The sequence below is a fragment of the Emergencia sp. 1XD21-10 genome (genome assembly GCF_009936045.1).
Classification (GTDB): Bacteria; Bacillota; Clostridia; order Peptostreptococcales; family Anaerovoracaceae; genus Senimuribacter; species Senimuribacter intestinalis.
The window spans coordinates 248,492-259,348 of sequence record NZ_QWEQ01000002.1; the positions used below are offsets into that span (position 1 = coordinate 248,492).

The 10,857-nt window shown below is 44.1% G+C and carries 8 protein-coding genes; 2 read left to right on the forward strand and 6 right to left on the reverse strand.

Annotated elements, in window-relative coordinates; translation table 11 throughout:
• Window positions 1-9 precede the first annotated feature (9 nt).
• The gene (locus D1151_RS01285) at window positions 10-1,299 is read right to left on the reverse strand and encodes an amidohydrolase family protein (protein WP_161907653.1); all 1,290 of its coding nucleotides are present in this window, start codon (window positions 1,297-1,299) and stop codon (window positions 10-12) included.
• 165 nt (window positions 1,300-1,464) lie between these two features.
• Between D1151_RS01285 and D1151_RS01290 the strand changes: the two genes are divergently transcribed.
• Entirely contained in the window at window positions 1,465-1,956 is a 492-nt protein-coding gene (locus D1151_RS01290; RefSeq protein WP_160203078.1) for a stage V sporulation T C-terminal domain-containing protein, read from the forward strand.
• 166 nt (window positions 1,957-2,122) lie between these two features.
• Window positions 2,123-3,457, forward strand: a complete 1,335-nt coding sequence (locus D1151_RS01295) for an MATE family efflux transporter (protein ID WP_161907654.1) — start codon at window positions 2,123-2,125, stop codon at window positions 3,455-3,457.
• On the opposite strand, the gene mfd is transcribed toward D1151_RS01295, so the two are convergent.
• Genes mfd through murC form a run of 5 tightly spaced genes read right to left on the reverse strand, consistent with a single transcriptional unit; the run spans window position 3,396 to window position 10,528 of the window.
• Window positions 3,396-6,836 carry a transcription-repair coupling factor gene (gene mfd, locus D1151_RS01300; protein ID WP_161907655.1) on the reverse strand — a complete coding sequence of 1,147 codons (3,441 nt, stop codon included), beginning with the start codon at window positions 6,834-6,836 and terminating at the stop codon, window positions 3,396-3,398. The genes D1151_RS01295 and mfd overlap by 62 nt on opposite strands.
• Window positions 6,829-7,419 carry an aminoacyl-tRNA hydrolase gene (gene pth / locus D1151_RS01305; protein ID WP_160203075.1) on the reverse strand — a complete coding sequence of 197 codons (591 nt, stop codon included), beginning with the start codon at window positions 7,417-7,419 and terminating at the stop codon, window positions 6,829-6,831. The genes mfd and pth overlap by 8 nt, the downstream gene beginning before the upstream one ends.
• Before the next feature lie 27 nt (window positions 7,420-7,446).
• Window positions 7,447-8,397, reverse strand: coding sequence for a ribose-phosphate diphosphokinase (locus D1151_RS01310; RefSeq protein WP_160203074.1), 951 nt, complete (start codon window positions 8,395-8,397; stop codon window positions 7,447-7,449).
• A gap of 47 nt (window positions 8,398-8,444) precedes the next feature.
• A complete protein-coding gene (locus tag D1151_RS01315) occupies window positions 8,445-9,140 on the reverse strand; it encodes a UDP-N-acetylglucosamine diphosphorylase (RefSeq protein ID WP_160203073.1) in 696 nt (231 codons plus the stop codon).
• An 11-nt stretch (window positions 9,141-9,151) separates the two neighbouring features.
• The gene (gene murC / locus D1151_RS01320; protein ID WP_160203072.1) at window positions 9,152-10,528 is read right to left on the reverse strand and encodes a UDP-N-acetylmuramate--L-alanine ligase; all 1,377 of its coding nucleotides are present in this window, start codon (window positions 10,526-10,528) and stop codon (window positions 9,152-9,154) included.
• Window positions 10,529-10,857: the final 329 nt, after the last annotated feature.

Sequence of the window (10,857 nt, forward strand, 5' to 3'; positions counted from 1 at the left end):
TTTCGCTTTCTATAGTTGTTTTAAAATTGCTGCTGTGGCAGCTTCTGTTTCAAAGATTGTCTTTTCTATATCGATGGTAGTATATTCTCCGTCTTTATAGAGTACTTTTCCATCTGCCATCGTCATGACGATATCACCATCGGTGGCTGAATATACGATGTTATTCAGCATATTATGCACCGGGTGCATGTTAGCCACATCTGTGCGAAGCACCAGCAAATCCGCCTTGTTTCCTTCTTTTATGGCTCCACAGTCATATCTTCCCTGTGCCTGTGCGCCATTTATAGTCGCTGCTTCAAGCGCTTGCTTTGGTGTTATTACAGTCGGATTCTGCTCTCTTACCTTTGCCAAAATTGCAAAAGTCTTCATCTCCTCAAAGAAACTTAGGTTGTTGTTGCTTGCCACGCTGTCTGTTCCCAAAGCCACAGGGATTTCCCGCTTCAGCATTTCAGTCACGTTGCAGATTCCGCTGGCAAGTTTCAGATTGCTGACTGGGTTTGACGCGACAGTCACGCCTTTCTCTTTTAGAATATCGAAGTCTTCTCCTTCACACCACACGCAGTGTGCTGCAATTGCCGGCACATCAAATATGCCGCATTGGTTGAAATACTGTGCCGGACTCATGCCGCCGTGACGCGCCTTGCACTCTTCATGCTCTGACTTTGTTTCCGACAGATGTACATGCATTCGCACATCCATTTCCTTAGCCAAATCTGCTACACATCTTACTGTTTCTTCGTTGCTTGTATATTCTGCGTGAATGCTGGCGTCTATAATGATTCTGCCATTTTCTATACCGTTAAACTGTGTGATTGCGTCTCTGGCTTCTGTCATGGACGGAAGCTTTGTAATATCCATACCCATAGGATTTGCCACCGCCCGGGAAATATTCGCTTTTGCGCCGCTATCTGCCACGGCTTTTACCATATCCGGTATAAAATAATACATATCAGAAGAAGATATAATACCATAACGCAAAGATTCTGCCATGCAAAGGAGCGTGCCCCAATACACCGCATTGCTGTTTAGTCTGTCCTCAAAAGGAAAAATCCGCGTGTTGAGCCAATCCATCAACGCCAGATTTTCACCATAGCCCCTCATGAGAGCCATAGGAGAATGGGCATGCGCATTATAAAAGCCCGGAATCAGCAGCCGGTTCTTTCCGCTATAGATTTCTCCAAAATCTTCCATCGGTGTATCTTTACCAATATAAATAATTCTGTCATCCTTCGTACCGACATACATATCGTGTTCAATCTCAAAATTTTGATTCAAGATTGTAATTTCTTTAAAAAGCATATTCTTTCCTCCATCAGGTTATACCGGTATTGTAACATGATTCCCTTTTTATGCCAATGGGTTTGAACGGATAAATTATGAAGATTTTATAAATTGCCCGGTATATTTTTCATAGCAAAGCAAAGACTAGAGATACAATATTTGTAATAAAGGAGAATAAGTTACATGAAAGCAACCGGAATTGTAAGACGAATCGACGACCTGGGAAGAGTGGTCGTTCCTAAGGAAATCAGAAGAATCCTCAGAATCAGAGAAGGCGACCCTTTAGAAATATATACTGGTGAAAGCGGTGAAATTATTCTAAAGAAATATTCCCCAATTGGTGATATGAGCCAAATCGCAGCAGAATTTGCTGAAACCGCCTCTTCTATTTTAGGCAGCACCGTAGCCGTTTCCGACACAGACAGCTTTGTTGCCGCTGCAGGCAAGCAGAAGCGTCAATTTGCAAATGACAAAATCGATGCAGAACTGGACCACATCATTCAGTCCAAAGATAGATTCCAAAGCGGACGAAAACTCATTGTTCCTATCGTCTCGCAAGGTGATGCCATCGGCTCCATTACAGTCCTTGCGCCGGAGGATAAAGACCTTGGCGAAGCAGAACTGAAAGCTGCTGAAATCGGCGCTGAGTTCATTGCGAAAAGATTATATGACTAATAGTAAAGAGTGTGCATATCTAGCTGCACACTCTTTATTGTATCAGGAAAAACAAGCTGCCAGTGAACGGAGATTTACTGTTTCAAAATATGTCCCTGCCTTGACAAACACCTTTCCCGTTTGATAGACTGAAAGCACGATATTATTCTAAAGGAGAATCGACAACATGCGCAAACATGCCGTTTTTTTCTATTATGTAGTCCCCTCTGTGCTAGCTTTTGCCTTATCAGGGGTTTATGCCATTGTTGACGGCTTTTTTATTGGAAACAGCATAGGAGATGCGGGGCTTGCCGCCATCAACTTTGCGTGGCCAGTTACAGCCCTGCTGCAAGCTCTTGGCACCGGTATCGGCATGGGCGGTGCAGTACAGTACTCCCTTCATCTGGGAAGTGAACAAGACAGACAAAATAGTCCAAATAGCTACTTCCATGTAACAATCCTGCTGCTTTTTGTATCTTCCTTCGCTTCCGCGGCTCTCTTCATCTTCGCCTCAAAACCTCTGCTGATTCTCTTTGGTGCGGAAGGCGAGGTCTTAAACATGGGCACAGCATACCTGAAAGTCATTGTCCTTGGAGCCGCTTTCCAAATCTTCGGCACTGGCTTTGTTCCCCTAATCAGAAATCTAGGCGGCTCTCTCTTTGCCATGACTGCCATGATTTGCGGCTTTTTAACCAATATAGTCCTGGACTGGCTTTTCGTCTGGCAACTGGAATGGTCGCTTGTTGGTGCTGCTGCTGCCACAATGACTGGACAAGGTGTTACCATGCTGCTGGCTCTGTTCTACCTAATCAAGAACAAAATCGGCTTTTCACTGCCGCCATTAAAAATACTGAAAAAACAAGCTGCCGCCATCGTAGGCGTTGCCCTGTCCCCCTTTGGTCTAACTTTTTCACCTAACATCATCCTGATTCTCATGAACAAATTTGCCATGATTTACGGCGGGGAAATGGCAGTGGCATGTTATGCTGCAGTTTCTTACATCACTATGATTATCCTGCTTCTTCTGCAAGGCGTCGGCGACGGCTGCCAGCCTCTTATCAGCAGATATTATGGTGAACAAAAGCACGACTACGTAAAAAGTACCAGGCAAATGGCTTACGGAACTGCACTGGTTCTTGCTGCCATCTGCATGGTACTGTTGTTTCTTGTTCGCGGAAGTGCCGCTTCTTTGTTCGGCGCTTCTGCAGCAGTGCGTGCGGAAGTTGCCGCAACGCTGCCCTATTTTCTGGCAGGCTTTATCCCGCTGGCATTTGTCAAAGTTACTACATCGGCATTTTACGCCACTGAGCAAAACCGATTCGCCTATATGCTAGTCTATGCAGAGCCAATCTTTTTGCTAATACTGCTCTTGATTCTGCCAAGGCTTTGGAATCTTTCCGGCATCTGGATTGCAGCCCTCTGCTCGCAGCTACTAACTTTCGCAGTATCTTTTTACTGCATTAAGCTTTCACCCCGGCAGGCTTTACACTCTTCTGTTCCTGCAAAATCTGCAAAAGCTTAACCGTATCCTTCAGCTTTTCTGTCGGTTTTACAGTAAGTCTGATGTAAGGCTCTACTCCGCCGTGCACAAATGTTCTCATACCGAAGGCTTCACTCACATTCATCAGGGCATAGCCGTTTAGAGGATTCTTTTCGCCGAATGCCACGATAACCTTACCCTGCTGCTCGTAGATTCGGGAAACAGCCAAATTCTCCGCCATGCTGCGGATCCTGGAAATGCGAATCAGATTCAAAGTTTCCCGTGGTACATCGCCAAAGCGGTCCATCATTTCATCGATAATTTCATCTTCATCACCTTCATTTCTGACAGTGGCGATTTTTTTGTACATCTGCAATTTCAGAGTTTCATTCTCAATATACCAAGTCGGAATATTGGCAGTAACCGCAAGCTCCACGGAAATTTCTTCCTGGTTGTCGTTTACTACCTCTCCCTGCAAAGCGCGGATTGCATCGTCTACCAGCTTGCAGTAAAGCTCATAGCCAATGTTCATCATATGACCGCTCTGCTCGCTGCCAAGAAGATTTCCTGCGCCGCGAATTTCAAGATCCCGCATAGCTACTTTAAAGCCTGCGCCAAATTCCGTAAATTCCTTGATAGCTTTCAGCCTTTTTTCCGCAATCTCTGTCAAAACTTTGTCCTTTTGATACATCAGATAAGCATATGCCATGCGGTTAGATCTGCCCACGCGTCCTCGCAGCTGATAAAGCTGAGAAAGGCCGTATTTGTCCGCATCTATGATAATCATGGTGTTAGCGTTGGAAATGTCGATTCCCGACTCAATAATAGTCGTCGCCACCATAACATTGTGTTCGCCGTTGATAAAACTCAGCATAACATCCTCTAAGGCATGTTCATTCATCTGACCATGACCTACGCAGACTCTTGCCTCCGGCACCAGGCTTCTGATATTGTCCGCTAGTTTGTTAATGCCCCGCACCCTGTTGTACACCACAAAGACCTGCCCGCCTCGATCAAGTTCCCTCGTGATGATTTCACGAATCATGAAATCTTCCTGCTCAAGCACATAAGTCTGTACCGGGTATCGCTCTTCCGGCGGCTCCTCAATGACACTCATGTCTTTAATGCCCGTCAGCGACATGTTGAGCGTCCTTGGAATCGGCGTTGCTGAAAGAGTCAAAACATCAATGTTCTGCTTTATCTGCTTGATTTTCTCTTTATGTGCCACTCCGAAACGCTGCTCTTCATCAACGACCAAAAGACCTAAATCCTTAAATTTTACATCACTGGAAAGAAGTCTGTGGGTACCAATAACAAGGTCCACCTGCCCCCTTCCAAGGGCGTCAATAATCTGCTCCTGCTGCTTTTCCGAGCGGAAGCGAGATAACATCTCTACTTTGAGTGGAAACTGCTCAAAACGCTCTTTCAACGTGTAATAATGCTGATTTGCCAAAATGGTGGTAGGCACCAGTACTGCCGCCTGCTTGCCATCTGCAATGCACTTAAACAAAGCTCTTGCTGCAACCTCTGTCTTTCCAAAGCCTACATCACCACAGAGCAGTCTATCCATGGCCTGCGGCCGCTCCATATCCTCTTTGATTTCCTCGATGGAACGAAGCTGGTCGTCCGTTTCCGTATATGGAAATGCCTCTTCAAACTCTTTCTGCCAAACTGTATCCTCGCAGAAAGCATGACCTTTCTGCATTTTCCGCTGCGCGTAAAGCTTTAGAAGCTCCTGTGCCATTTCAGCGATGGCGGCTTTTGCCTTTGCCTTCGTTGCCTTCCACTCGCCGCCGGACAGCTTATTTATCTTAGGCGACGCACCATCAGAGCCAATGTATTTCTGAATCATATCCATCTGCTCAACAGGCACGTAAAGCATGTCGTTTCCGGCATATTTGATCTTCAGGTAGTCCTTTTGCTCTCCCTGCACAGTCAGTTGCTCAAGACCCAGGAATTTACCGATTCCGTGATTTTCGTGAACCACAAAATCACCGCTCCTCATGTCTGCAAAGGACTTAATCTGTTCCGATTTAGTCTTTTTCTTTTTTCGCTTCTTTCGCTGCAGATTTTGACCGGAGAAGATATCATTTTCACTGATATAACAAATCTTTTCCTCCGGAAAATCCATTCCGGCGCTGAGAGTTCCCTCAGCAAAGATGATTTTTTCGTCGAGTCCGATTCGCTGCGCAAATTCCCGCAGGTTGCCTATTCTCTCTTTGGAGGATGCTGCAATGACGATTTTATACTGCTTCTTCGCATAATTCTTTAGCTCTGCTTCCAAAAGCTCCATTCTGCCGCCGAACTCCACCATCTGCCTGCTCTGCACACTGTGAACAGCCGTAAAGTGCTCCACACCCTTGATTGCCTTAGCGAATGGGGTCAACACATAAACACTTTCTTTTTGGTAAATTTTATAAAAGTCTTCCCTGCCGGAAAGCAGTTCCATGTCCTTTGGAATCACCTGCCCCCGCTCGAGGAAAATTTTAAAATCATCTTTCGTTTCCGTGCTTCTGGCATCCAAATATTCACAAATTCTGTCGGGATCATCTATGATAATCGTGCCGCCTTCCATATAGTCCCAAAGGTATTCCGTTTCTTCGTAGAAATAGTGAAGATAGTTTTCCAGAAGCTGCAGATTAGACACATTGGTAATATATTCACAAAGCTCATCTCTGCGCTTTTCCAGGTGGGTCGCCGCCTCTTCAAAGTCATCTCCCTTTTTCAAAAGCCGCTTTGCCTGCGCCGTATATTCCCTATGCAAAAGCTTTGCTGCCTCTTCAAAAATCCCTTTATCCGCCAGCATATGCTCAGCCGGATAGATTTCCACAAACTGGAGATTTTCTACAGAGCGCTGAGTCTCAATATCAAAATTACGAATGGAGTCCACTTCCGTATCAAATAGCTCAATTCTGTACGGCAGTTCGCTGTCCGGCGTAAAGATATCTAAAATACCGCCTCTTAAGGAAAACTGCCCTTTTGTATCCACCAGTTCCATACGTTCATAGCCCAGCTTCACCAGAGATTCTTTTACCTTGCCCAAATCAAGATCGTCACCCAAAGAAATCTTCATGGAAGAAGATTCAAAATTTTTGTGAGGTGTGATCTTTTTTACGGCAGCAGAAACAGGCGCTATGACAATGCAATCTTCCTTTGTCCTAAGCGCCTTTAAAATCTTGAGTCGTTCTATCAGTTGGTCGTGATTCTTGGCCTCGTAGCGCAAGAATACCTGATCTTCCGCAGGCAGCACCAAAATTTCCCTTTCCGAAAAAAAAGAAAGGTCTGATGCCAGCCTCCCTGCACGGGCGCTGCTGGCTGTGACAATCAGACTCTGTCCTTCTTCTTTCAGTATATGGGAAATAACAGGTGCACATCTGCTTTCAGAGATTCCTGAAATATTAATGATTCCCTTATTATTCATGTTCTTCCTTCTTCGGTCTTGCCTTTTTTGTGTTATATCGGTTCATAGCAATATCTACATCCTCCTCTAAGATGCATTCAATTGCACTGACCGCCTTGGTTACCGTCTCTTCCAGCACTGGCACTTCTTCCTTTGAAAATCCTCCAATTACAAAATCCACAAGGTCTCCCTTTTTCTGGCTTCCGATTCCGATTCTGATTCTCGGAAAGCGGTCAGACTGCAGCTGATAGACGACTGATTTCATTCCATTGTGAGTACCCGCACTTCCGAATTTTCGAATGCGCAGGGCTCCCAATTCGATATCAATATCATCGTAAATCACAATGAGTTTCTCGGGATCCAACTTATAAAAGTGCATGACCTGGCGAATGGACTCCCCACTTAGATTCATATAGGTCTGTGGCTTTACCAGAAGGACCTTCTGGCCGGCGATTCTTCCTTCGCCGACCAGCGCCTTAAATTTCAGTTTATCTACTTTTATGTCATGTTTTATTGCCAGCTGGTCTACGGTAATAAACCCCATATTATGTCTGGTGTTTTCGTATTTTTTTCCGGGATTTCCCAGTCCTGCTATCACATACATAACAAATTATATTCCTTTACATGAAAATTAGTCGAATAATTTACTTACAGAACCATTGGTGAAAATTCTCGTCATGGCTTCTGCAAAAAGAGGTGCAACGGACAAGAAAGTCATCTTGTCCAGTTTCTTTTCTTCCGGCATTGGAATGGTATTTAAGAGAACCAGCTCTTCAATGACGGACTGTTCCAGTCTCTCAACAGCAGGTCCTGATAATACCGGGTGCGTTGCACAAGCATAAACTGCCTTTGCTCCCAGTTCCTTGATTGCATTTGCTGCATTGGAGATGGTACCTGCAGTGTCAATCATGTCATCAAGAATAATGCAGTTCTTGCCGTCAATATTACCGATAATGTTCATAATCTCACTCTTGTTCGGCTCCGGTCTTCTCTTATCTACAATAGCAATCGGGCAATTTAAGTACTGCGCCATGTTTCTTGCGCGAGTTACGCTGCCGTGATCTGGCGATACAACACAGACATCTTCCAGTGCTTTATCTTTAAAATATCTTGCCAGAATCGGCATGCCAACCAGATGGTCAACTGGGATGTCGAAATATCCCTGAATCTGATTTGCATGTAAGTCCATAGAAACCACTCTGTCAGCACCTGCTGCAACCAGAAGATTTGCCACAAGCTTTGCTGTAATTGGATCTCTTGCCTTAGCTTTTCTGTCCTGTCTTGCGTATCCATAATACGGAATTACCGCATTAATTCTTCCGGCAGAAGCTCTCTTCATGGCGTCAATCATGATGAGCAGCTCCATCAGATTATCGTTTACCGGGTCACAAGTTGACTGCACGATGTAAACATCGATTCCTCTGACTGATTCCCAAAGATTGACAGAAATCTCGCCATCACTGAATTTTGTTACTGTAGCTTTACCCAGCGGCTTACCCATAATAGATGCGATTTCTTCTGCCAGCTTCGTGTGTGAATTTCCGGAAAACACTTTAAAATCCGAAAAAACGCCGTTTTTCATGTTTTGTACCTCTTTCTTTCTTCGATTGTTGCCAATCATGTTACTTATTATTTCTTTTTGTATAATCCCTTTTCCCGTGCCCAGCCTTCGATGTTCCGCTGTCTTTGCCTTGCAATTGCAAGAGAATCTTTCGGAACATCTTCTGTAATAGTGCTTCCGGCAGCAATGTATGCGCCGTCTTCCACAGAAACCGGCGATACCAGATTGGTATTGCAGCCAATAAATGCTCCGTCCCCAATGTTTGAGCGATGCTTGTTTGTTCCGTCATAGTTGACAAATACCACACCGCAACCTATATTCACATCTCTTCCGACGTCTGAATCCCCTATGTAAGTCAGATGAGATGCTTTTGAACCGTCTCCAAGAGACGAATTCTTGACCTCCACAAAATCTCCGACCTTGCAGTTTTCACCAATGGTGCAGCCCGGTCTGAGATAGGCAAAAGGTCCCACTTTGGTACCTTTTCCCACTTTACTCTCCATAATCACTGAACTCTGCACGGACGCACCGTCAGAGATGACAGAATCCTTAATTCTCGTATTCTGATAAATGGTGCAGCCCTCTCCGATAAAAGTCTGCCCTTCCAAAGTCACGCAAGGACCAATCAAGGTGCCGGCACCGATGGTAACCGTTTCGTCGATATACGCAGTGTTGATATCGACGAACTCCACCCCATTTTCCAGATGGCGAATAGCAACCTGCTTGCGCAGGGCTTCCTTTTCTTTATAATCTAAATATGTCATCTTACTCCTCTTTACCTCTCCATAATTAAATCGCCAACCTTGTAAATATCTCCTGCTCCCATGGTGATAACTAAATCTCCAGCTTCTGCATTCTTCTTTACATAGTTTGCAATTTCTTCAAAGCTGCTCATATAATAAACCTTTTTGTCAGGATGTTCTTTCTTAATTTCTCCGGCAAGTTCCTCAGATGAAATCTTATAGATATCCTTTTCTCTCGCCGCATAAATATCTGCAAGCAGCAAAACATCCGCCTCTTCGAAGGAGGCAGCAAAATCATTGAACAAAGCTAATGTTCTCGTATATGTGTGAGGCTGAAATAAGCACCACAGCTTATTGTGCGGGATATTATGAGCCGCAGCCAAAGTTGCCTTAATTTCCGTCGGATGGTGCGCATAATCGTCTACCAGTTTAACACCATTTTCTGTGGTGCCAACAATATCAAAGCGCCTTTGAGTTCCCTTAAATGCGCCCAAAGTTTCTATAATGATTTTTGAATCCACCCCCAACTGATGGCAGCAGGCAAAAGCCCCCACCGCATTGAGAATATTGTGTTCACCCGGTACTCTCAGCTTCACTGTACCTAAATTTTCGCCCTGATAATTTACATTAAAAACAGGCATGCCTTCACTGTCAAAAGACACGTCTGCAATATGATAGGTGCAGCTTTCGTTATAACCATAGGTGATGGCACCAGGGATGTCCTTGATAATTTTGCTGACAAAAGGATTTGCATCATATGCAATTATTTTTCCATCTTCCGGCACTGCCTTAGCAAATCGGTCAAAGGAGCTTACGATATGGTCGATATCCTTAAAGTAATCCAAATGATCCGAGTCAATATTCAAAATGACTTCGATTTTAGGACGAAGTTCCAAAAAACTATCTCTATATTCACACGCCTCTGTTACAAAGTACTGACTCGCTCCAACCTTTACATTTCCGCCAATCTCAGCCAGATTGCCGCCGACTAAGATGGTCGGATCCAGCTTGGCACTGTTTAAAATTAAAGAAACCATAGAAGTGGTTGTAGTCTTGCCGTGGGTCCCGCTAATCGCGATACTGTTTGCAAAATCATCCATTAAAGTCCCCAAAACCTCTGCTCTGCCTGCCAGCGGAATATTCTTTTCTCTAGCTCTGACAATCTCCGGATTCTCTTCCGCTATGGCTGCAGAATACACAATCAGGTCTGCATTTTCTACATTCGATTCTCTATGGCCTATATAAATTTCTGCACCTTTTCTTTTTAAATTCTCGGTTAGATCTGACGCCTTCATATCTGAGCCAGAAACATGATAGCCTCTCGCCAGTAAAATCTCTGCAATGGCGGAAAGCCCTACACCTCCAATTCCAATACAGTGTATATTTTTATAATCACTCAGCTGAATCATTGCCTATTCCTCCAAATTTAATCTATATTTACTCTATTCTCATAGTTTGACTCTTGTTTCCAAAATTATGTGAATGACCTTACGAAGCGCCGTAAAAATTATTCTGGAATCATTATAACATATTCCGCTCAAAAATGTTTACCATTTGACAAAAAAGTTGAAGAATATAGCTGTAAACTTTTTCGAGATTATTTCTTTCTAAAACTTATTACTACAATAAAGTCGCGAAAGTATCCTTATACAAAAAATTCCTGTCAACCGTAATTGAAAAAGTCCAAAAATAAGTGCAATATTAGCACCAAAAAGCAAGGGTTACCGTGAGCAGTTAA